Below are 20,460 nucleotides of genomic sequence, written 5' to 3'. Positions count from 1 at the left end.
CATAACTGGCAATCCAGGTGGTCCCATCACCCTGGCAAAATCAGCTCACACTGGTCCCATCCTCCTGGCAGACGACACCTACCCCGACTTTTGATCTCCGAAAAGCGGATGTCACCAGCTGCGGCGTCCCTGGGTGTTGCGGCCCTTGGTGTCATGGACCTTGCGGCTGTTGCCCCCGCTCCCAGATTGCTTCTTCGAGTGGATGGGCTCCCCCAGGAAGTTGCGCTGTTGAGGCTTCGGCTGCTGGGAGCCGGACCTCTTGGGGCTGTACGACCGAAAATTCGGCTTCTGCTTCTGGGCCATTTCAGATTTCCTTTCAATGTGATTACTACCGCCGCACCGCACGACGTGCATACAGTATTACGCGCATCACGCAGGTACGTCAACGGTGGGGTTACCGCTGCGGAAGGACGGTCGGCAGGACTACTCCCGACACCGGGAGTTGCATGGAGGGGACACGCCGGGCTTGTCTCGCCTCTAATGACACGAGACAGCGGGATCAGGCGTTAGTAACGTCCCTGAGGCGAACCGAAGGAGATCGCGCATGAGCATCACGCCCACCCCGCCACTGCGCCCCGGGTACGGCCCCAGCAGCCCCGGCCAGGTGATCGCGCACGTGCACTCCGATGGACGGATGGCCATCACACTGACCGAGGGCACCTGCCTACAGGTGCCAGACCTGGACGAGTGGCAGCTTCTGGGCCGCGTACAGATGCGCAGCGACATGCCGAGCGAGCTCAAGATCAATGTGGTGGCGCACCACCGCCACACCGGACGGCTAGCACGCTTCTACATGATCCGGCCCAAGCATCCCTATGGGCTTGATCCGCTGGACTACAGCTCCGACCCCGATAGCCTGCCCGGCCATACAGCCTGGAAGCAGCAGTGGGACCAGGAGAACGCCGCCGCGCGGTACGAGACCGATAAGCCGCTGTGGGACTTGGTATCCCGGCTACCCGAGATCACCGACGTGTTCATCGGCACCGTGAAGGATCTACAGAAAAGCAACGAGAACGCATGAGCACCGACACTTCAATCAGCTCGACGTCTCACTTAGATCTAGAGAAATGAGATGCCCCTCCGGCTACTACTTTCCCGCCGCGTAGCCGCTGGTCAAGCTGTCTCATTTCTTGTCTCACACCGCGTGTCTCACATCTTGAACCGTCCCGGGTTTGATGCCGCTTCCTTCTGTGAGAAGGATGGCGAGTATGGCCAAGCATTACCCGGTCGAGCAGCGTTAGCGTGCGGTGAGGATGGTGCTCGATCACCTCGGTGAGTATCGGTCGGTGTATGCCGCGTGCGCGGCGATCGGCCCGAAGGTCGGCGTCGGAAAGGAGTCGCTGCGCCGGTGGGTGCTGCAGGCCCAAGTGGACGCGGCCGAGCGGCCCGGTGTCACAACCGCTGAGCAGCAACGCATCCGCGAACTTGAGCGGGAGAACCGGGATCTCAAAGAGGCCAACGAGATTCTGAAGGCTGCCTCGATTTTCTTCGCGCGGGAGCTCGACCCGCGCAACCGCTGATCTGCGGTTTCATCGACCAGATGCGGGCGGCCGGTTACCGGGTCGAGTCGATCTGCACGGTCCTGCGTGAGCAAGGGCTGCAGATCGCCCCACGGACGTATCGCACCTGGAAGACCGCACCACCGTCGGCGCGGACCCTCTCCGACGCGCACCTAACCGATGCGTTGTTGGCCACCGTCGGCAGTCCCGAGGGCATGTACGGGCGGCGCAAGATGACCGCTCATCTGCGCCGAGAAGGCCATCGGGTCGCCGCTTGCACAGTGGACCGTCTGATGCGCGATGAGGGCCTTTCCGGGATCACCCGCGGCCGGCGGCACCGCACCACCATCCCGGACAAGAATGCCGCGCGGGCAGCGGATCTGCTCGACCGCGACTTCACCGCCGCAGCACCTAACCGCAAATGGGTCACCGACTTCACCTACGTACCGACCTGGTCGGGGTTCGTGTACGTGGCGCTGGTGATCGACTGCTTCTCTCGGGCCATCGTGGGCTGGCAAGTGTCGCAGACCAAGGACACCGCGATGGTCATCACCGCGCTGAAGATGGCGCTGTGGCGGCGCGATCACCACGGCCACACGGTGGCCGAGGGACTGATCCATCACAGCGATGCCGGGTCGCAATACACCTCGATCGCCTTCGCGGAAACCCTTGTTCTGGAGGGGATCGCAGCGTCGATCGGCAGTGTTGGGGATGCCTACGACAACGCGTTGGCCGAGACCACGATCGGGCTGTTCAAAACCGAAGCGATCGGTGCGGGTAGCCCGTTTCGGCCCGGGACGCTGCGAACCCTCGACGACGTCGAGTACCCGACGATGGAATGGGTCGACTGGTACAACAACCGACGTCTGCACAGCGTCCTGGACTACGTCCCACCCGCCGAATACGAGACCGCCTACTACGCTCAACTCCAGGCGTCGCAGCCGGCGATGTCTCAAACATGAAGCCGGCACCAAACTCGGGGCGGTTCATCTTCACTGTCGGGGTTAGATGAGACGGTGATGGCGTGACAACGATCCTCGGGTATGCGCGTGTGAGCACCGCGGCGGGCCAAGACCTCGATGGACAGCTGGCCGCACTTGCTGCCCAGGGTGTCGAATCCGGCCAAGTTTTCACCGGCAAGCTCTCGGGTGCAGTAAACAGCGAACGGCCCGGTCTGACGACCCTGCTGCACTACGCCCGCGAGGGCGACACCGTGGTCGTCACCGCCATCGATCGTCTCGGGCGTTCCGTCGCCGAAATTACCCGCACCATCGCCGAACTCGGCGAACGTCGAATCCTGTAGCGCGCCCTACGTGAAGGCATAGATACCGGCACACCGACAGGCTGCGCGGTAGCCGCCATCATGGCCACCCTGGCCGAACTTGAAGTTGAACTCGGCCGTGAGCGCCGAGCAGCTTCCCGCGGCTCCAGGCGAGCGCGCCGTCTACCGGCCACCAAACCTGCCAAACTGACTCTTGAGCGACAGCAGCAACTCCGCCGGCTCGCCGAGACCGGTGAACCCGTTCACGAACTCGCCAAAGCGTTCGGCATCAGCCGAGCCACGGCCTACCGCTACTTGTCCGCGTCCACCGGCAACCACATCCGGAGTTCATATCGTGACCGCCGAGCTGCATCCCTGCACCTGCCTGCGGCGAGCCACAGTATGTGGTACCCCAACGACGACCCGCAGCGGCAATGGGACGAGGCCATAGCCCTTGCCGCCGAGTGGATTCGAGTCCGCGGCAATGTTGAGGGGCTGCACCCCCTAGCAGGGGACTGGCCGAGCGCGTCGAGCAAGGTGGTGCGGCTCGAACGTCGACTGGCCCGGTAGATGCTTACCCGATGCGCCCGCACTGGGTGCACCGCACAGGCGTTGGGGGTTTGGCCCGGTTAATGCTGGTAAACACACGTATCAAGCCCAGCAGAATATGAACGGCGAGCTGCCAATCAGTCAACCAGCCGGTAACTCCAGCACAGACCAGGGCAAAAGCTACCTGCAGAACTACACAATAACTCCGGCCGGGGTTACTTTCGTCAGCAGCATTAGAAGGCATACTGATCACGTCCTTTCTCGTTGTTTGCGCTCTGAGTGGGGGCCACGGGAGCTGGTCGATCAGCGTGGTACACACCCGGCCAGGTGTGTGCTGTCGGCCAGCTTCCCTCTTCTCGAGGCAGACCAACGTGGCCTGCCGGGTCTTATCTTGGGCCAAAGTGTGGACACGGTGGTGAAACGCCACGTGACGGAGGCCCTTTTCTGGCACGGCGGTGCGTTTTCCAACCATTGAGGCACGGCGTCATATACCTAGCCTCAGCCCAGCAACCAGGCTTTAACAATGCCCCTGGGATCTTTATACGAGCGCATTTCCCGCCAGTGGTAACTCGCTTGCTGCACGACATCCCCATGGCTGACGGGCGTGTCGCGCATTCAGGCCGCGGCCGTCCTCATCGCTGCAGTCGCCCTCATCGGGTTCTATCCGCTGGCCGACTGCATCCTCCATCAGACCGGTGCGACCACGGGCATCGCTGACGTCGGCCGCGCCGTCGCCGAGATCGTTTCCGCCGATGCCGCGAGCCCCCCCCATGAACACCCGGCGCTTCAGCACTACACGCGCAGGGAGCGATGCGTGGCGCCCGAGCACAACACGCAATGTGCGTGTCAGGCGCTCTGCGCGCGCGGCAAGCGCGCATCGCGTGCAACGCGCGCAGTGAGCGTGCTGAGCCATCCGGGTCGTCCACCTTGGAGGGATCTTCTGAATTCAGTCATTTTTCTCGGACTGGATGGCATCTCAGATAGACGCCATGCACGGAGTCAACGTGAGGGACTGGGATGCGTCTAATGCGGCCATCACGCGCGGCAACGATCTCGTCGACGTGATCGACGAGAAATGCGGGCTCTCCTGATGCCTGTCACTGGAGGGTTAGCGGGCTCGTATGGGCGGCTGATCGTCAAGCCGGACATGGAACCGCCCGATGCTTCGCACTGGGACGCCCAGGAGCAGGCCTACCTGGCTGGCGCGACGGCATGGGACGGCATCCACCAGAAGATCGTCACCGGCAACGCGGCGTTCCGCGATGCCGCCGATTCTCAGGGCTTCGACGAGGCACACCGCGCCGGGGCGGTGCTGGCCGAGGAGGCCAAGACGATCGCCGAGTGGCACGACAAGGTGGCCAATAAGTGCGCCGACATCGCCACCGTGTTGCGTGACACGCGTGCCGGTCAGGAGCAGCTGATCCGGGAGGCCGATCCCAAGATCGCCGCCGCGAAGCTGCCCGGCGGAGCGGAAGCGCTCGTGCCTCGGTATCACGGCATGGCCAGGTATCAGACCGAGGCGGGGGTGACGGCTGCGATGGCCGCGCAAGCGTCGTTCAAGAAGAGCAGCGAAAACGTCAGAGCCTTAGACCTTTTGACGAGATGGGGCGACGTCCCCGCCAGCCCACCCGTACAACCCCTGGATGAGCCGTCACCGGGAATCGAGCAAGTAGATAACCCTAAGAAGACACCGCGTCAGGACGCTGAAGACAACCCCAAGAGGACGCCCCTTCAAGAGGGGAGTGACGCTCCAACGACAGCAGATGCGTCAACAGACAAAGCCGGTACCTCCGTCACGCAACCGGGGGTGTCCCCTGGCGTCGACGCGGGGACGGGCAAAGCGGGTGTTGGCGATGAGGGACTCGCGGCGTCGAGTCCGGTCACTCAGCCGGGGATGACTCCTGCGCCGCGGCCAGCGGCGGCCTCGCTGCTCGGCGGCGGTGCGCCGTCGATGGGCGGGTTGGGCAGTGGCGGCGGTGGGCTGGGTCCCGGCGGCGGGATTCCGAAGATGCCCGGTGGTCTGGGAAGCGGCGGTATGCCGGGGGCGGGCTCTAATCCGCTGAGTAGCGGTCTGGGTCAAATGCCTGGCGCCGGAAGCGGATTGCCGACTGCTGGCGGCGTTCCGGGGTTATCTACGGGCGCGGGATCATCCGTGTCGCCGTTGTCTGCGTTCAATCAGGGAGCGGCGGCGACGGCGGGCATGGGCGGTGGGATACCGCCTGCGCTGCCGCCGGCTCCAGCGAGTCCGTCGCCGGCCCTGTCAGCGGGCGGTGGTGTGCATGCCACACCGGCCGCCGCCGCCCCTGGCGGGGGCATCTCGCCGGCCGCGGCGCAGCCCGGTGTGGTGGCCCCGGCCGTCCCTGCTGCCGCGCCCACCGGGACGGGGATGGGGACCGGTGCGGGTGCACCGATGATGCTGTCGCCCGGTTCGATGGGACCGCCAGCCGCGGCCGTTCCACCGGCGCTACCTGAGTCATGCCGAGCTGTTGATGCTGGCCAAGGCCGCTGATCGGTTCGAGACGCTGACGCTGGTCCTGGGCTACTGCGGGCTGAGGTTCGGCGAAGCCGTCGCGTTGCGGCGCCGGCAAGTGGGGGAACGGGTGCTGACGGTGCGCTCGTCCGCAACCGCGGTCACCGGCAAGGGCATCGTGGAGTCGACGACCAAGACGAAGCGGGATCGTCACGTGCCTGTGCCTGAACCTGTCTGGAAGAAGCTCGACGCCGAGTTACCCGTTGACCCGAACGCGCTGGTGTTTCCCAGTCGGAAGGGCGGGTTCCTGCCACTAGGTGAGTACCGCTGGGCATTCGACAACGCATGTGCAGACGTCGGCATCGAAGGGCTGGTACCTCACGGCCTAAGACACACCACGGCGTCGCTGGCGATTAGCGCAGGCGCTAACGTCAAGGTCGTGCAGAGACTCCTGGGGCACGCGACCGCCGCAATGACGCTCGACCGGTATGGCCACCTGCTCAACGACGATTTAAGCGGCGTGGCTGATTCGCTGGGCAAGGCCATCGACAGCACTGCGGTATCACTGCGGTACCCAGGACGTCAGAGGAAGGCCGAAACGGCCAAAAGTATGCTCTGAGCTGCAAGGCCCCCATAGCCCAATTGGCAGAGGCAGCGGACTTAAAATCCGCCAAGTGTCGGTTCGAGTCCGACTGGGGGCACCGGGAACATTCAGGTCGAGGCAGGTTTGGCATCGAACGCGTGAGCAGATGCTCGCACTTCGGCCTCTGCGTCAGCGCCTTTCAGGCCGGCGACGCTGTCACGATCGAGCTCTTACTGGGATGCTTCGTAATCAGGCGAGCAGTTACAGGCCCTGCTTAACTGATCTTGCCCCGTAGGTCTACTGGCGTGCCATCCGCCTTCCAGCCTTGTAGGGGGCGCAACGCGTAGCCGGCCGGCAGCTGGCCGGTCTTGTAATATTGAAAGAAGAGATCTGCGGCCTCGTCCGCATCGAAAACCTCAGCTTCGCTGATCATTTGAGTGCTGCGAGGAAGCTTGATTGGAACATCTCGCTCCTGTCGGTCTGCGGATGCATGCCCGACAACTGACCACACGGATTCAACGCCCCATTCATGCCCGCCCGGTTGGCGGATCTCGATCGTCATGCAGTCGGCGGAGCCGCCAGCTTGTATGAAGGCTGTTGCCTCGAGCTCTTGGTCGAGGGCGCCTTGATACCTCAGTCCTTCGGGCAGGCGGGTCAGGTTCAATGCCCACTTATCGTCGCCGTTCATCTTGTGGAGCGGTCCAGAGAAGTAGCCGAGGTCGGCAAACCTGCCCAGTTCCATGGCCATCGTGCCGCCGTCGAAAGCTAATACGTACTTCTGCATTTTGGGCTGGCGCCTTTCTTCGCTGGGCCGTGAGTCCCGCATCAGGCGTGGTTCGCGGGGTCGTTCGGGTCGGGCGGCAGGTACTGCTCGATGATGTCGAAGGGCGGCCCCGCGTCACGCATATCATCTCGCGTCAATGCGGTGCCGCATTCCGGAACACCTTTGGGTGCGGCTTCGACGACCTGCTACGGGATGCCGTCGTCCCGGCATCAAAACATGGGTGACGGCACCAAGTTCATCCCATCATTTTGATCCGTCCGCGTGTGTTCACCGCCTATCCGGCTGCCGGGCCGAATCCGCTGCACCGGTGTGTTTCGTCTGCGCGACCTCTTGAACAGACTGTTGCACGTCCTGAGGTTGGAACGCTGGGGTGGACGGTCGCCGCTGGGCGCATCGGATTACCGCGTCAGCCGACTACCGGACCCGCCAAAGCCGCCATCCGCCACGCTCCATAGATCAGCGACCATTGAGCGACAGCCCCGACAAGCGCGAGCCAGAACCCAATCCTGTTGCGCACCAGCTGAATAATGCCAATTCCGGTGAACAAACCGGCCGGCGCCATCGAGGCCAGCGCCATCCAGATCGCGTAGCTGATCCACTTCTCGTCACCGCAGGTCTGGTAGGCACAATTGTCGATGCTCATCGGCAGCACAAGCACGCTCAAGAGCGTGACGCCGACACCAGCGGCCTGGACGCACACCAGCAAGACGAACACGGTGACGTCAGCGATTCGGACACCGCGCGGGTGCCGAGGCGCAGTCGGCGCCACGACGTCACCAGCGGCTTCCGCCGCCTCGTGGGTGGGCGGCTGGTCGGCGGCACTCATCACTGCTCAACGTTAGCCACGGTTGCCGCGCCGGTGGCGCACCGAAATCCTTCCAGCCTCAACCGGAGACCAGATTTCTGCCTGCGCTACTACGAGTCGCAGGCGATCCCGTCACCATCGCGGTCGAGGTCGTAGATGTCGTCACCGATCACCTTTATCGGACCTTGGACGTACTCGGGGCCGTTGCCACTGCCGCCGGCGCAGTCGACGTCGCTGGCGACCGGGACACACCCCGAATAGTTCGGATCGCAATCGGAGCTTTGCTTGGCGGGTGCATCACCGACGAACCGATGCGCAGTCGGTGCACCGAACGCACTCGCTGCGGCAACAGGGCAAAACGCGACAACCGCGAGAAATCCGGAGAGGAGCAAGGCCAGCCTGGTCACAGCGGGCAATATTAACTACAGGGTCAATAGGGTTAGCGTGCTTTGCTCGGATGTCCTCCGATTGGCCGACAGCCGCGCCATCTGCTACCGGCCGGCATTCTGAGTACGCAGAAACGGCACGCAGCCTTGCTCGCGACTATCCCCCTTGAATTCTCATGTGGCACAACGGCTGAGTCCGCCGTGCGCACTGCGTCGGGGTGGGGCCGTGTCGAAGACGTCGTGAGTGGCGGGGGCGCCGGCTCACCGACAGCAGGTGGCCGTCTCGTCGGCCTGCGGCGCCGGGCCGAAGGTTTCGGAGTCGGCGAGCACGGTGTAGACCTCCCACTTCTCACCGCCGGGACCGCTGACCCACACCTTGTCCTGGGTGGCGAAGCAGCACGTCGTGCCGATCTCCTCCTCGGTGAACAGGCCGGCATCGGTGAGGCGGCCGATCTCCTGGTGCACGGTGTCGCTCGACGCCACCTCCACGCCCAGATGGTTGAGCGTGCCGCCGTTGCCGGGATTCTCGATCAACACCAGCTTCAGGGCCGGCTCGGCGACGGCGAAGTTGGCATAGCCCGGCTTCACCTTCGCCGGTGCGGTGTTGAACAGCTTCGAGTAGAACTCGATCGCCACGTCGAGGTCATCGACATTGAGGGCAAGTTGTACGCGGGACATGGCTAACCTCCACCTGTGAGACATATATCGAACTTGTCCCCACCATGATGCCACCTCTTCGACATATGTCAATGTCTCTGGCATCATCGGTGCCATGCCCAAGGCCCTGCCGGTTCTCGACATCTCCGCTCCCGTGTGTTGCGCTCCGGTGGCTGCTGGTCCGCTCGATGACGACGCGGCACTCGGTATTGCGTTGCGGCTCAAGGCGCTGGCCGACCCGGTGCGCGTCAAGCTGGTGTCGCTGCTGTTCAGCTCGCCCGACGGGGAAGTGTGCAGCTCGGACCTGGCCGCCGCGGTCGAACTCAGCGAGTCGACCGTCAGCCACCATCTGTCCCAGCTACGTCGGGCCGGCATCGTCGAATCGGAACGCCGGGGGATGAACGTGTACCACCACCCGCACCGGGACGCCCTGGCGGCGCTGTGCGCCGTGCTCGACCCGAACTGCTGCACATAGGCAGCACAAGCCTCACTCGTTGCTTCAGCAACTAAATCGAGCTACCGAAAATGCGATTCCGCTGACGCTGGCGCAAATTTGACTACCCTGTTCCTCTATCAGTAGTGCAGGGGGTTCGGGTCTGCTGCGTGCCACGCCAATCGGGCGCAGGCGCGCTTGGTGCGATGTCGCTCGAACCCGCACGTCACGAGGTGTCAATCGGTCCTTGGTTGGAATGATGCGCGGTATCGGCACAACACGGCTGGCGGACTGGCTGGACCAGCCCGACCAGTTCGACGCCGTCACCGCCTTCCTACGCCACCGCGGGTTGGCCCACTCGGCGCGCGTCATGCTGGCCATCGTCTCCGCATCGTCGATGCTGGCGCCGCTGGCGCTGGTGGTGCCCACCTACCACGAGGTCACCCTCGTCTTCGCCGGCATCATCGCGCTGGTCGGGTGTTGCCTGTCATGCGTCATGACGTGGTTCTGGCTCACCCGCTGGCCCACCCGCCGTCAATCGCTCGTCACGGTCTCGCTCTGTACCGCGTGCATCGTAGGGTGGAGCGTCGGGCAGCCCAGTGCCGCCCTGGCGGCCCTCACCTGCGCCGCCATGCCCATCACCAGCGGATACATCGCGTTCTTCCACAGCAACCGGGCGCTGCTGCTGAACATGGTCGCGGGTCTGGCGGCCTCCGGCTGCGCCGTGTACCGACTGGCACACGAGGTCAACGCCGAGACCGCCATCGCCGCGGTCTGGCTGTTGAGCATGCTCAACACCCTGACGCCCATCACCATTCGCGGCACCTCGAAGGCCATGAGCGTGTACGCGACCCGCTCCGACACCGACGCCCTGACGGGGTTGCTCAACCGGCGCGGATTCCTCGACGCCGTCGAACGCCGGCTGATCAACGACCCGGTAAACGGCGCGGAGTACGTCGTCGCGATCATGGTCGACCTCGACGATTTCAAGCGCATCAACGACACCCTCGGCCACGCCGAAGGCGACCGGGTGCTGCTGCACGTCGCCGACATCCTGCGTGAGCACGCTCCGCCCGCCTCGGCGATCTGCCGGGCCGGGGGAGAGGAATTCCTCCTCGCGACCATGTCCTGGACCGCCGACGCCACCGTCATTGCCGCGCCGCTCTGCGAGGCCATCACATCCCGGCTCGGCGACGTGAGTGCCAGCATCGGCGTCGCCATGGCCGCGCGCCGTGATGTGCAAGCCGCTCCCGCCCCGGCCGACATGATCATCGACCTGGTCAGCGCCGCCGACTTGGCCATGTACGAAGCCAAGCGCAGCGGGGGGAATCGGGTGGTGGTCGGCACGCCTCGATGACCCGTTCTGTGACAAGAAGCGACGACGCCCGCTAGCGTTATCCTCCGCGCATCGTGGATGAGGGGAGGCGCAGCATGAAGCGTTGGTCATGTCGGCGACGAGGTGTCCTGCACCGATTGGCATTGTTGATCAGCGCGCTGCTGGTCGGAGCGCTGAGCGTGATGCTGTCGTCCGGCACCGCCGCAGCGGACGGCGAGAACTACGTCATCGCCACCGACACCACCTTCGCCCCGTTCGAATTCCAAGATGCACAAGGCAATTTCGTCGGCATCGACATGGATCTCATCCGTGAGATCGCCAAGGACCAGAACTTCACCGTCGACATCAAGCCGCTCGGCTTCGACGCGGCACTGCAAGCGGTCCAGGCCAATCAGGCCGCCGGTGTCATCGCGGGCATGTCCATCACCGACGCCCGCAAGAAGGTATTCGACTTCTCCGAACCGTATTTCGAGTCCGGCGTGCAGATGGCCGTGCTCAAGACCAACGAGGACGTCAAGTCCTACGCCGATCTGAAGGGCAAGCGGGTCGCCGTCAAGAACGGGACAGAAGGCGCCGAGTTCGCCGAGTCCATCAAGGACAAGTACGGCTTCCAGATCGTCTCGTTCGCCGACTCGGCCTCGATGTTCGAAGAGGTGAAGACCGGCAATTCGGTGGCCGTCTTCGAGGACTACCCGGTGCTGCTCTACGGCATCCAGCAGGGCAACGGATTCAAGACCGTCACCCCGAAGGAGAAGGGATCCAGCTACGGGTTCGCCGTCAACAAGGGCCAAAACGCCGAGCTGCTCAAGAAGTTCAACGACGGCCTGAACCACCTGAAAGAGTCCGGCCGCTACGACGAGATCATCAAGACCTACCTCGGTGAGGGTGCCGCCGAGGCCGACAACTCCTTCTTCGGTCTGCTGCAGAGCACCTTCTCGGTGCTGATGAGCGGCCTGAAGATGACGATCATCCTGACCGTCGTCTCGATCGCGATAGCCCTGGTGCTCGGCATCGTCTTCGGTCTGTTGCGGGTGTCGCGGTCGGTGTGGCTGCGCGCCATCGGCACCACGTACGTCGATATCTTCCGCGGCACACCGCTTCTGGTGCAGGCGTTCTTCATCTACTTCGGTATACCGTCGGCCCTCGGATTCACCATGACGGCGCTGACCGCGGGCATCATCACCCTGTCACTCAACGCCGGCGCCTACATGACCGAGATCGTGCGTGGCGGTATCCAATCGGTGGACAAGGGCCAGATGGAGGCGGCCCGCAGCCTGGGCATCGGGTACCTGCCGACCATGCGCAGAGTGATTTTGCCGCAAGCCATCAGGACGATGATCCCGTCGTATGTCAACCAGTTCGTCATCACCCTGAAGGACACCTCGATCCTGTCGGTGATCGGTATCGCCGAGCTGACCCAGACCGGCCGGCTGATCATCGCCCGCAACTACCAGTCGTTCACCATGTGGCTGATCATCGGCATCATCTACTTCGTGGTGATCATGGCCCTGACCAAACTTTCGGACCGACTGGAGAGGAGGCTCGTCAAATGACCGAACTCGTGCCCGAAGCCGCTGCCGCCGAACCAGGGACCGTCAAGATCCGCATCGAGGGCCTGAAGAAGTCGTTCGGCGACTTGGTGGTGCTCGACGGCATCGACACCACCATCAAGCAGGGCGAGGTGGTGTGCGTCATCGGGCCCTCGGGATCCGGTAAGTCCACCTTCCTGCGCTGCCTGAACAAGCTGGAGGACATCTCCGGCGGCAAGGTCGTCGTCGACGACTTCGACCTGACCGACCCGAAGGTGGACCTGGACAAGGTCCGCCAGCACATCGGCATGGTGTTCCAGCATTTCAACCTGTTCCCACACATGACCGTGATCGACAACGTCACGCTGGCACCGCTTTTGACCAAGAAGATGGACAAGGCCGCCGCCGAGAAGAAGGCGATGGAGCTGCTGGCGCAGGTCGGCCTGGCGGAGAAGGCTCAGGTCAAACCCGCCACCCTGTCCGGCGGGCAGAAGCAACGCGTGGCGATCGCGCGGGCGTTGGCGATGAACCCGTCCATCATGCTTTTCGACGAGGCCACCAGCGCGCTGGATCCCGAGATGGTCGGTGACGTGCTGGAGGTGCTGCGCGAGTTGGCAGTCGGCGGTATGACGATGGTGGTGGTCACCCACGAGATGGGCTTCGCCAGGGAGGTCGCCTCGCGGGTGATCTTCATGTGCGACGGCAACATCGTGGAAGACGCCCCGCCCGCCGAGCTGTTCGACAATCCCAAGCATCCGCGGCTACAGGAGTTCCTCTCCAAGGTGCTGTAAGAACCCAGATGGGCACCCGGCCGAAGCGCCTTGACATCCAAGGCATTCGGGCAGTCGCGGTGCTGCTGGTGCTGCTCTTCCACGCCGACATTCCCGGTTTCGGCGGCGGCTACGTCGGCGTGGACGTGTTCTTCGTCATCTCGGGCTTCCTCATCAGCTCGCACCTGCTGGAAAACCTGCGCGACCGTCGCACCATCGGCTTCGGCGCGTTCTATGCGCGACGGGCTCGGCGCCTGCTGCCGGCCGCCTTCGTCGTGATCTTCGCGACCGTCGTGGCCGCGGCGGTCTGGGTGTCGCCGGTGCAGTTCCCGTACGTGGTGAACGACGCCTTGGCGGCGGCGCTGTACCTGCCGAACATGTGGTTCGCCTACATCGAAACCGACTACCTGGCACCGAAACTGCCGTCACTGCTGCTGCACTATTGGTCGCTGGGCCTCGAAGAACAGTTCTATCTGGTGTGGCCGCTGCTGTTATGGGCGGTGTTCCGACTGCGCCGTCGGTGGATGGCCGCGGCCGTCGGGGTGGTGACCGCGGCGTCGTTCGCCGGTTGCGTCTGGCTCACCGCGACCGACCTGCCCAAGGCCTTCTTCTGGCTGCCGCCGCGCGTGTGGGAATTCGGGCTGGGCGCCCTGGTGGCGTTGGCGCACCTGAACCGCGATCGCCTTCTGCCGTCGCGGCTCGTGGCGCCGGTCGGTTGGGTCGGATTGGCGGCCATCGCCGCGAGCGGAGCACTGTTCTCCGTCGGCACCGATTTCCCCGGATACGCCGCGGCCCTACCGGTTACCGGTACCGCGCTGCTGATCGCAGCGGGACCCGGCCGCGGCGGCCCGGCGGCCGTGTTGAGCCTGCGCCCGCTGACCCGGATCGGGGACATCTCGTATTCGGTCTATCTGGTGCACTGGCCCGCCCTGGCGCTTCCCTACGCCGCAACGGCATACACCGAACCACTGCCACTTTGGCTGCGCGCGGGCATCGCGGCGCTGTGCCTGCCGGCCGGCTGGCTGCTCTATACCGTCGTCGAGCAGCCCGGTCGGCGTGCCCGCTGGCTCGTCACGGCGCGCCCGCGGCGGACCCTCGGCGTCGCGGCGACCGGCATGGTCGCCGTCATCACCGCGGTGCTGGCCATCGCGGCGGCATACAACCCACCGATCCTGGACGCCGGGAAACCCGCACCGCATACCGCCCTCACCGCGAAACCCGTTGGCACACCCTATGTACCGAGCAACCTGGCACCCTCGCTCACCCACGCGCATGCGGACCGCCCGGCCATCTACACCAACGGCTGCCACCGGTACACCCCCTCGGTGGATCCCGCCGGTTGCCGCACCGGCGCCGACCCCGCCGCCCCGCTCGTGGTGCTGTTCGGCGATTCCCATGCCGCGCAGTGGTATACCGCGCTGGCTGTCCTCGCGGACAACGGGCTCATCCGGCTGGAAAGCCACACCAAGGACGGCTGCCCGTCGGCAGCCATCCACGTACGGCGCTACCCGCAATGCGACGTGTGGCGTGACGGCGTCCTTGACGCGATCGCTGCCGCGCAGCCGGCCCTGGTCCTGCTCGGCAGCTACGGGCGGTACTACACCGCACACCGCGACATCACCAGCGCTGCCTGGCGGGACGGCCTGGCACGCACCATCGAACGGTTCCCAGCGCAGACGCGGGTGGCGATCATCGCCGACACCCCGTCGGCCGATGTGTCGCGGCCAATCTGCTTGGGCCGCTTCCTCGACGACGCGCAGCGGTGCGCCATCCCACGGGCGTCCGCTTTCGACGACGCGGTGCGCCGCGCCGAACTGGATGTCGTCGCCGCCGGAAAGGCGCGGGATCTGGATTACACCCGATACCTGTGCGACGCGACGCTGTGCCCGGCGATCCTGCTCGGCGACACCCTGGTCTACTTCGACGGCAACCACATCACCACCGCGATGAGCCGCGCCTTGGCCGGGGTGGTCGGCGCGGACATCGAAACGGCACTCGCGGCTGAGAATTTGCCATAACCGGAAAATCGTGTCCGGATTCCGATTGTCGGATCTTCGCTCAACTCCCATATTGACGTGGTAGAAACTTTTGATTATTCGTCTAGCTGCAGAGACGCATCGTCACGGGGGAGGTTGTCATGTCCGGGGGTTTCACGCTGCGGGTACTGTCGTCGGTTGTCCGATCGGCCGCGATTTTCGCTGTCGTCGTCGCATTGGTGACCAGTATCGGAACCGGTGTGCGATTGCTCGCCGGCACCGTCGTGGCGATCGGCGGCAACAGCAACCCGACCAGCGCCGGCATGATCCAGGAACTGGGCGGTAATCCGCTGCCGCCCGGCACGGTGAACCCCACCGGACTACCGCTCGGCGTCGCGGGCCAGGGCTATCTCGATCCCGCCAACCCCGCTTCGCCGTACTACGGTTACGCCTTCACACCGGTCGCCTGGCCTTCGCAGATCCCGTTCACCACCAATTGGGATGGATCCAGCGGGTACGAGCAATCGCAACGCGCCGGGCTGACCAACCTGCAGGCACTGGTCGATCCGGCCTTGCAGACCGGCGACCCGGTGGCCGTGGTCGGCTACTCGTCCGGGGCCAACGTCGTCGTTCGCGAGATGCGGTATCTGAGGTCGATAGGGGCGCCCGATGCCGATCAACTCAGCTTCCTGTTGATGGCCAGCATGAACCGGCCCAACGGCGGTCTCGCAGCCCGCTTCCCGGGGCTGTTCGTGCCGTTCGTCAACGTCAAGTTCGACGGCACCACACCGACCGATACCCCGTACAAGGTCACGGATGTCAGCTGGCAGTACGACCCCGTTTCGGATTTCCCCAACTACCCGCTCAACGTGCTCGCGGACCTGAACGCGTTGGTGGGCTTCTTCACCCAACACGGCAACTACTACCCAGCGGACATGAAAGGTCCCCGCGTGGTGCCCGACTACACCGACCCGGCCAGCAACATCACGTACGTGACGCTGGCGGCACCCCGGCTGCCGCTGCTGGTGCCGTTGCGCATGCTCGGGGTGCCCAAACAGCTACTCGATCTCGTGGAACCGGCCTTGAAGGTGCTGGTCGATCTCGGTTATGACCGCTCCATCAAGGCCGGGGTGCCGACCCCCGCGTCGCTCTCGCCGACCCCGCAGCGGCTGCTGGCTCTGCCTGGGCAGTTGCTCGACGCGGTCGGCGTGGGAATCCAGCACGCGCTCAACCCGTCCTGGGACAAACCGCCCACCACCGCCCCCGCGGCACCCGCGGCCAAGACCGCCGCCGCCGTTGCGAGCACCGGCAAAACCGCTGCAGAACATAGGAATACGCCCGAGCCCGAGCAGGAATCCGGCGAACTCGACAACGACAAACCCGCCACCGCCGAGCCGACGCACCCGACCGCCGAGCCGGACGCCGCACCGTCGGAGACCGCGCCCCGCACCGCCACCGCCCGTGCCGATGACGACACTGCCGCGCCGGATGCCGAGGGCCATCGGTCTGGGCGGTCAAGCCGGTCCACTCCGGTGGCGGCGAACCCGCAGGCGGTGACCGGCAAACACGGCACCGCGACCGAGGCTGACCCGCACAAGCCGGACACGCCCGCGAAGGACGATGACCACAGCGAAGATTCGGGCGCCGACAAGGCGGCGGCATAACCGGTAAAGCCCGTGTGACCGGCCCTGATGTGCAACGATGATGGCCTTGTTGTCCGGTGCTACCCGCACCGCCGCACGGGATGGATGCTATGGCTGCAGAGAAACTTGTTCGTCGTCTGGGGTTGACCGCCGGATGCGTGGCCCTCATCGGGTTGGGCGGCCTGACGGCCGCTTGCGGTTCGGGCGGTCAGGAGGCGCCGTCCTCCACGACCACCACGACCACGACCACGACGACCACCACGACGACCGCACCCGCGACCACGTCGGCGCCGCTGGCTCCGACGCAGAAGTCGATCGACCCGACCGGTGGCAATCTGTTCACTCCCAGCGTGCTGGCCCCGCCGGCACCGACCGAGCCCCCCGGCGTGCATCGCCACGGATCGTGAGGACCGCCATGGAAACCCCCACACTCACTCGTCGGCTTGGCGTTGTCGCCGGAGCGGCCGCCGTCATCGCGCTCGGCGGGCTGACCGCGGCGTGCGGTAACAGCGGCAAGGAAAGCCCCACCAGCACAACGTCGGTGACGACGACGACCACGACGACCACCGAGGCGACCACGACCAGTGCGCCGGCGGCACCGTCGGAGTCGCTGGCTCCGACGCAGAAGTCGATCGACCCGACCGGTGGCAACCTGTTCACCCCGTCGGTGGTCGCCCCGCCTGCGCCGACGGTTCCGGGTGGCCAGCATCCGGGAATCAACGGCATTCCCTGATCTCAGCGTGTGGACTTGACCGGTCGGCACCGGTTGTGGGCGCTGGTGGCGATGGGAACGCTGCTGGCGGCGGATCTTTCGACGCTGCCCGCTCCGGCGCCGGCCGTCATCTCCGGTCCGTATGCGCGGCTGTTGGCGGCCTCGACCGATCTCGGGGAGTCACGCGGACGTGACGTCCGGCTGACCGTCAGCCTGGCCGATGCGCGCCGCCCCGAGGAATTGATCGGATGGTCGCGGGCTCGAGGTTTGCGGGTGCGCTGGCGGCCGGGGGACGACTGGGCCGTCGTCGAAGGCGAAGCCACGGGGGTGGCACGAGCTTTCGGCGTCCCGGTGCACGATTATCGCGGCCGCCGGGGGCAGGTGTTCTACGCGTCGCCGCGGCAGCCGGCGGTGCCCGACGAGCTGTCCCGGTCGGTCACCGATGCCGGCCGCATCCTGGGCTACACCCCGCACCACATGGCGCGGCCCGACGTGCTGCCGTTGGACGTGCCGCGCCAGGGCCTGGGCCCGGACGCCTTGCTGACCGCCTACAACGCGCACCCGCTCGCGGCGGCCGGATTCACCGGGGCCGGCGCCACCATCGTGATCTTCGGTTTCGACGGCTTCGCGCAGAGCGATCTCGACACCTTCGCCGACAGCTCGGCACTGCCCCGGTTCACCCCGGTGGTGGTGGGTGGGCAGCCCGGGCCGCCGGGCGCCGAGACCACCATGGATCTTCAAGTGGCACACGCCATCGCGCCCGACGCACAACTGGTCGTGGTCAACGCGCGGCCCACCGTGGAGGGCGACGGCGGCTACGAGAAGGTCGGGCGGCTGTTCGAGGAGACGGCACAACAGTTTCCCGGAGCGGTATGGAGCCTGTCGATCGGGTGGGGCTGCGATCGGTTGCCTGCTGCCGCCGACCTGGCTCCGGTGCGTACCGCCCTGGTGACCGCACAACGAACCGGCACCGCGGTGTTCGACGCGAGCGGCGACAACGGCGGCCTGGAATGCAAGGGCGGCGCGGATTGGTCCGGGCCACCGGGGCCCGACGATATCGGGCTCGACGCCGTCGCCTCGCTGCCCGAGGTGACCTCCGTCGGTGGCACCACGCTGTCCACCGACGCGCAGGGCCAATGGTTGGCCGAACAAGCCTGGGTCGACGTGCCGATGTCGCTGGGCAGCAGCGGCGGTGTCTCGAAGTTGTTTCCCCGCCCCGCCTTCCAGGCTTCGATTCGGGCGAACCGATACGAAAATCAACGATTGGTCCCCGATGTGGCCGCGCTCGCCGATCCGTTCACCGGTGTGCGCATCGTGCTGGACGGCCAGCCGCGTATCGGCGCCGGCACCTCGCAGGCAGCACCTATCTGGGCTGCGCTGACGGTGCTGATGAACCAGTACCTGCAAGCCCACGGCGGACGCCTCCTCGGCGGCGACCTGAATCCGCTTCTGTACCAAGTGGCTTCGGGTGCCCGGTCGCCCGGCTTCCGCGACGTCAGCCTCGGCGCCAACGCGGTGGACGTCTCGACCCCGGGCTACGACCTGGTGACCGGCCTGGGCAGCCCCAATGTCGACAACCTGGTACGCGATCTGCTGGCCGTGCAGACCGGCGCGGCGCGGCGATGACACCTACGCCGGCGCGGCGCGTCCCGCTGTGGGTGGCGTTGCTGTTCGTGGCGGGTGTGCTGGTGGCCCTGGCGGTGTTGCGCTGGCAGGCGCCGATGATCGGTGCCGCCGCGGTCGGAATCCCCCTGGTGCTGGCCAGTTATCTTCGCGGCCGCGTCCGATCAGCCCGGACGGTGGCGGTGGTCGCCGTGGCCGGCGCACTGCTGGGCCTGGCTTGGTCGCTGGTCACCGGCGATATCGTGGCCGAGGCGTACGACGTTGCGCTGGGGTCGGGCGTCACGGTCGATCACACCGTCCGGGACGGTCTGCTCGTTTCGGTCGGTGGGGCGCTGGTCATGTTGGTGCCTGCCGTGCTCGCCTACCGGTCGGTCCGGGACCCGTTGACGGGCTTGATGTTCGGGGCGCTCGGTGCGGCCAGTTTCACCGCGGTGACCACGCTGATCAGGCTGGCCCCACAGCTGGCGACCGGGGTGTCGACGCGCGAGCGACCGGTCGCCGGTCTGCTCGCCGAGGCGGTGATCCAGGGTGTGGCCGTTCCGGTGCTGGCCGCGGCGGTGGGCGCCATGGTGGGGGCGGCGCTGGGTTCGCAACGCCGGCGCGCGGTGGCGCTGGCCGCCAGTGTGGTTGTGGCGCTGGTGTTGTACGGATGTCTGGGCTTGGTGGAGGCCGCTCCGTTGGCGCAGGGCGTGCAGGTGGTTGCGCATCTGGGCCTGGCGGCCCTGGCGGTGCTGGCGATGCGCACCGTGTTACGAGCGGGCTCAGGCGACCAGGCGGCAGATGTGCCGCAAGAGGTGGCCGTGCTGCTGCCCGTCGGCGTGGGTGTCGTCATCGCCGCGGCCATCGCGTCGGCCGTGTCCCTGGTGATCACCCCCGAAATCCCCAACTACCGGTGCCCGCCGGATTGCGGACAGCCACCGCTCGGCACACCGGTGGCGATCAACCCCCGCTTCACCGCCGCGGACGGATCCTTCTCGGTGTCCTATCCCGGCCCGGGCACCGCCTATCGAGCGGTGCTCAACCCGGACGGCGTCACCCTGGACTTCGTCGCCGGCGACACCGGCACGGTGGAACTGTTCGGTGAGCCGGCCAACGGGCGCACACCACAGGCGATCACCGAGGAGCTGATCGCCCGCAGCTACCCGAACGCCACCGTCGACTATGAGATACCCCATGCCGCAGTCGGTTACCAACCCGGCTACGGGGTGTACGCCGACGACTACCCGCAGGATTCCACCGGCACCTACACCCGGCTGCGCATCATGGTGATGGTCGCGGTCAAGAACGACTTCGCGTTGGTGGCCGCCGCGGTCGGGCCCTACCACGAATTCAGCCCGTCGTTCGGTATCGGGCACCCCTCGGGAGCCAACCTGCAACTGGCGATGGACGTCGGCAAGTACGTGAACAGCTTCAGGTGGCGCGGCGACCCGCCACGCTGACACCG

19 protein-coding genes, 1 tRNA gene and 1 pseudogene are annotated in these 20,460 nt (G+C 65.7%); 17 read left to right on the top strand and 4 right to left on the bottom strand.

Annotated features, from left to right (window positions below; translation table 11 throughout):
- Positions 1 to 544 precede the first annotated feature (544 nt).
- The 7 genes and pseudogenes from AWB94_RS25680 to AWB94_RS25655 all read left to right on the top strand — a co-directional run bounded on the left by AWB94_RS25680 (position 545) and on the right by AWB94_RS25655 (position 6,480).
- A complete protein-coding gene (locus AWB94_RS25680; RefSeq protein ID WP_062658350.1) occupies positions 545 to 1,021 on the top strand; it encodes a hypothetical protein in 477 nt (158 codons plus the stop codon).
- Between the two features lie 232 nt (positions 1,022 to 1,253).
- A protein-coding gene (locus AWB94_RS25675; RefSeq protein ID WP_234811883.1) for an IS3 family transposase occupies positions 1,254 to 2,461 on the top strand; the annotation gives its coding sequence in 2 pieces (ribosomal slippage) (positions 1,254 to 1,482 and positions 1,482 to 2,461; 1,209 coding nt in all).
- Positions 2,462 to 2,523: 62 nt separating this feature from the next.
- A pseudogene (locus AWB94_RS25670) lies at positions 2,524 to 3,081 on the top strand (recombinase family protein); the annotation flags it as partial.
- A gap of 1,196 nt (positions 3,082 to 4,277) precedes the next feature.
- The gene (locus tag AWB94_RS36145) at positions 4,278 to 4,400 is read left to right on the top strand and encodes a hypothetical protein (RefSeq protein WP_264021141.1); all 123 of its coding nucleotides are present in this window, start codon (positions 4,278 to 4,280) and stop codon (positions 4,398 to 4,400) included.
- Entirely contained in the window at positions 4,400 to 5,818 is a 1,419-nt protein-coding gene (locus AWB94_RS34745; RefSeq protein ID WP_131805365.1) for a hypothetical protein, read from the top strand. The genes AWB94_RS36145 and AWB94_RS34745 overlap by 1 nt, the downstream gene beginning before the upstream one ends.
- On the top strand, positions 5,799 to 6,398 hold the full coding sequence (locus AWB94_RS25660; RefSeq protein ID WP_084395341.1) for a tyrosine-type recombinase/integrase: 600 nt from the start codon (positions 5,799 to 5,801) through the stop codon (positions 6,396 to 6,398). Before AWB94_RS34745 ends, AWB94_RS25660 begins: the two co-directional genes overlap by 20 nt.
- A gap of 8 nt (positions 6,399 to 6,406) precedes the next feature.
- Positions 6,407 to 6,480, top strand: a tRNA-Leu gene (locus AWB94_RS25655).
- A 156-nt stretch (positions 6,481 to 6,636) separates the two neighbouring features.
- Here the strand turns inward: AWB94_RS25655 and AWB94_RS25650 are convergent.
- The 4 genes from AWB94_RS25650 to AWB94_RS25635 all read right to left on the bottom strand — a co-directional run bounded on the left by AWB94_RS25650 (position 6,637) and on the right by AWB94_RS25635 (position 9,015).
- Entirely contained in the window at positions 6,637 to 7,146 is a 510-nt protein-coding gene (locus tag AWB94_RS25650; protein WP_131805364.1) for a hypothetical protein, read from the bottom strand.
- 406 nt (positions 7,147 to 7,552) lie between these two features.
- Positions 7,553 to 7,972 carry a hypothetical protein gene (locus AWB94_RS25645; protein WP_062658346.1) on the bottom strand — a complete coding sequence of 140 codons (420 nt, stop codon included), beginning with the start codon at positions 7,970 to 7,972 and terminating at the stop codon, positions 7,553 to 7,555.
- An 89-nt stretch (positions 7,973 to 8,061) separates the two neighbouring features.
- Complete coding sequence (locus AWB94_RS25640; protein WP_062658345.1) at positions 8,062 to 8,358, bottom strand: hypothetical protein; 297 nt, start codon at positions 8,356 to 8,358, stop codon at positions 8,062 to 8,064.
- A gap of 240 nt (positions 8,359 to 8,598) precedes the next feature.
- Positions 8,599 to 9,015: an ArsI/CadI family heavy metal resistance metalloenzyme gene (locus tag AWB94_RS25635; RefSeq protein WP_062658344.1), complete on the bottom strand. Its 417-nt coding sequence runs from the start codon at positions 9,013 to 9,015 to the stop codon at positions 8,599 to 8,601.
- A 94-nt stretch (positions 9,016 to 9,109) separates the two neighbouring features.
- Here AWB94_RS25635 and AWB94_RS25630 point away from each other — a divergent pair, with 94 nt between their 5' ends.
- The 10 genes from AWB94_RS25630 (at position 9,110) to AWB94_RS25585 (ending at position 20,455) form a co-directional block, all read left to right on the top strand.
- The gene (locus AWB94_RS25630; RefSeq protein ID WP_062658343.1) at positions 9,110 to 9,469 is read left to right on the top strand and encodes an Rv2640c family ArsR-like transcriptional regulator; all 360 of its coding nucleotides are present in this window, start codon (positions 9,110 to 9,112) and stop codon (positions 9,467 to 9,469) included.
- A 217-nt stretch (positions 9,470 to 9,686) separates the two neighbouring features.
- Positions 9,687 to 10,784: a GGDEF domain-containing protein gene (locus AWB94_RS25625; protein WP_165605364.1), complete on the top strand. Its 1,098-nt coding sequence runs from the start codon at positions 9,687 to 9,689 to the stop codon at positions 10,782 to 10,784.
- 122 nt (positions 10,785 to 10,906) lie between these two features.
- The gene (locus AWB94_RS25620) at positions 10,907 to 12,316 is read left to right on the top strand and encodes an amino acid ABC transporter substrate-binding protein/permease (protein ID WP_062658341.1); all 1,410 of its coding nucleotides are present in this window, start codon (positions 10,907 to 10,909) and stop codon (positions 12,314 to 12,316) included.
- Complete coding sequence (locus AWB94_RS25615; RefSeq protein WP_024450240.1) at positions 12,313 to 13,083, top strand: amino acid ABC transporter ATP-binding protein; 771 nt, start codon at positions 12,313 to 12,315, stop codon at positions 13,081 to 13,083. Before AWB94_RS25620 ends, AWB94_RS25615 begins: the two co-directional genes overlap by 4 nt.
- 8 nt (positions 13,084 to 13,091) lie before the next feature.
- A complete protein-coding gene (locus AWB94_RS25610; RefSeq protein ID WP_062658340.1) occupies positions 13,092 to 15,080 on the top strand; it encodes an acyltransferase family protein in 1,989 nt (662 codons plus the stop codon).
- 119 nt (positions 15,081 to 15,199) lie between these two features.
- Positions 15,200 to 16,702, top strand: coding sequence for a PE-PPE domain-containing protein (locus AWB94_RS25605; RefSeq protein ID WP_062658339.1), 1,503 nt, complete (start codon positions 15,200 to 15,202; stop codon positions 16,700 to 16,702).
- Between the two features lie 89 nt (positions 16,703 to 16,791).
- Entirely contained in the window at positions 16,792 to 17,088 is a 297-nt protein-coding gene (locus AWB94_RS25600; protein ID WP_084395338.1) for a hypothetical protein, read from the top strand.
- A gap of 8 nt (positions 17,089 to 17,096) precedes the next feature.
- Positions 17,097 to 17,414, top strand: coding sequence for a hypothetical protein (locus AWB94_RS25595; protein ID WP_062658338.1), 318 nt, complete (start codon positions 17,097 to 17,099; stop codon positions 17,412 to 17,414).
- A gap of 51 nt (positions 17,415 to 17,465) precedes the next feature.
- Positions 17,466 to 19,019 carry a S53 family peptidase gene (locus AWB94_RS25590; protein WP_062658364.1) on the top strand — a complete coding sequence of 518 codons (1,554 nt, stop codon included), beginning with the start codon at positions 17,466 to 17,468 and terminating at the stop codon, positions 19,017 to 19,019.
- Positions 19,016 to 20,455, top strand: a complete 1,440-nt coding sequence (locus AWB94_RS25585) for a hypothetical protein (protein ID WP_064961348.1) — start codon at positions 19,016 to 19,018, stop codon at positions 20,453 to 20,455. The genes AWB94_RS25590 and AWB94_RS25585 overlap by 4 nt, the downstream gene beginning before the upstream one ends.
- The last annotated feature ends 5 nt before the right edge of the window (positions 20,456 to 20,460 follow it).

The sequence above is a fragment of the Mycolicibacterium canariasense genome (assembly GCF_002101555.1).
Classification (GTDB): Bacteria; Actinomycetota; Actinomycetes; order Mycobacteriales; family Mycobacteriaceae; genus Mycobacterium; species Mycobacterium canariasense.
Note: the sequence above shows the minus strand (reverse complement) of the source record. Positions and strands in the feature narration are given on the sequence as shown.

What these genes read in the sequence shown, in the direction of transcription:
- AWB94_RS25615 (WP_024450240.1), top strand. Translation starts at nt 12,313, where the DNA reads ATGACCGAACTCGTGCCCGAAGCCGCTGCCGCCGAACCAGGGACCGTC.
- AWB94_RS25650 (WP_131805364.1), bottom strand. Translation starts at nt 7,146, where the DNA reads ATGCAGAAGTACGTATTAGCTTTCGACGGCGGCACGATGGCCATGGAA.
- AWB94_RS25645 (WP_062658346.1), bottom strand. Translation starts at nt 7,972, where the DNA reads ATGAGTGCCGCCGACCAGCCGCCCACCCACGAGGCGGCGGAAGCCGCT.
- AWB94_RS25630 (WP_062658343.1), top strand. Translation starts at nt 9,110, where the DNA reads ATGCCCAAGGCCCTGCCGGTTCTCGACATCTCCGCTCCCGTGTGTTGC.
- AWB94_RS34745 (WP_131805365.1), top strand. Translation starts at nt 4,400, where the DNA reads ATGCCTGTCACTGGAGGGTTAGCGGGCTCGTATGGGCGGCTGATCGTC.
- AWB94_RS25680 (WP_062658350.1), top strand. Translation starts at nt 545, where the DNA reads ATGAGCATCACGCCCACCCCGCCACTGCGCCCCGGGTACGGCCCCAGC.
- AWB94_RS25610 (WP_062658340.1), top strand. Translation starts at nt 13,092, where the DNA reads ATGGGCACCCGGCCGAAGCGCCTTGACATCCAAGGCATTCGGGCAGTC.
- AWB94_RS36145 (WP_264021141.1), top strand. Translation starts at nt 4,278, where the DNA reads ATGGCATCTCAGATAGACGCCATGCACGGAGTCAACGTGAGGGACTGG.
- AWB94_RS25600 (WP_084395338.1), top strand. Translation starts at nt 16,792, where the DNA reads ATGGCTGCAGAGAAACTTGTTCGTCGTCTGGGGTTGACCGCCGGATGC.
- AWB94_RS25660 (WP_084395341.1), top strand. Translation starts at nt 5,799, where the DNA reads ATGCTGGCCAAGGCCGCTGATCGGTTCGAGACGCTGACGCTGGTCCTG.
- AWB94_RS25605 (WP_062658339.1), top strand. Translation starts at nt 15,200, where the DNA reads ATGTCCGGGGGTTTCACGCTGCGGGTACTGTCGTCGGTTGTCCGATCG.
- AWB94_RS25635 (WP_062658344.1), bottom strand. Translation starts at nt 9,015, where the DNA reads ATGTCCCGCGTACAACTTGCCCTCAATGTCGATGACCTCGACGTGGCG.
- AWB94_RS25590 (WP_062658364.1), top strand. Translation starts at nt 17,466, where the DNA reads ATGGGAACGCTGCTGGCGGCGGATCTTTCGACGCTGCCCGCTCCGGCG.
- AWB94_RS25595 (WP_062658338.1), top strand. Translation starts at nt 17,097, where the DNA reads ATGGAAACCCCCACACTCACTCGTCGGCTTGGCGTTGTCGCCGGAGCG.
- AWB94_RS25625 (WP_165605364.1), top strand. Translation starts at nt 9,687, where the DNA reads ATGCGCGGTATCGGCACAACACGGCTGGCGGACTGGCTGGACCAGCCC.
- AWB94_RS25585 (WP_064961348.1), top strand. Translation starts at nt 19,016, where the DNA reads ATGACACCTACGCCGGCGCGGCGCGTCCCGCTGTGGGTGGCGTTGCTG.